At 39.5% G+C, this 468-nt stretch carries 1 protein-coding gene; it reads right to left on the bottom strand.

Features of this window, described 5'->3' with window-relative positions; translation table 11 throughout:
- On the bottom strand, positions 1–315 hold the full coding sequence (locus OCV81_RS17725) for a twin-arginine translocase subunit TatC (RefSeq protein WP_148331138.1): 315 nt from the start codon (positions 313–315) through the stop codon (positions 1–3).
- Positions 316–468: the final 153 nt, after the last annotated feature.

The raw sequence follows: 468 nt of genomic DNA, 5'->3' as shown, positions 1-468 counted from the left end.
TCAAACCGACCTCACTGCTAATGTTCCGGAGGGTAACGGTCCTAGACAGCTTACGCTGTGGTAAAATTTCTCCGGACAGCAATGCAACTTTATAGAAAATTGATCCATAGTCTGAAGATGCATTAATCTGCATATTTCATTGAACCAACGATAGGTAACAAAAGTTGTGTCCTTGGCAGCAAAAATGACATCAAACATCGTATCCTTGAAAAAGAAAGCAACTAAACCACAAATAACAACAGCCAATGCTATCTTAATCAAAGAATTTCTTAATACATCCAGATGCTCCCAAAATGTCATGTCGGTTTTCTGCATGGTCTCTCCTCATTTTCATTCATTTTTTGAGGCTGTCTCAAATTGAAATATAATTTGAGATGGCCTTTCTTGTGCCTGCAAAAAAATCGGGCAAGCCCAAACTTCGCTCAGTCAGGACTTGCCCGTCTCCCTAATTTTTCGTATCTTTAGGGA

The organism is Phocaeicola fibrisolvens (assembly GCF_025567125.1).
In the GTDB taxonomy this organism is placed as follows: domain Bacteria; phylum Bacteroidota; class Bacteroidia; order Bacteroidales; family Bacteroidaceae; genus Phocaeicola; species Phocaeicola fibrisolvens.
Note: the sequence above shows the minus strand (reverse complement) of the source record. Positions and strands in the feature narration are given on the sequence as shown.

Coding starts and splice junctions, on each gene's coding strand:
- OCV81_RS17725 (WP_148331138.1), bottom strand. CDS start 315: ATGCAGAAAACCGACATGACATTTTGGGAGCATCTGGATGTATTAAGA.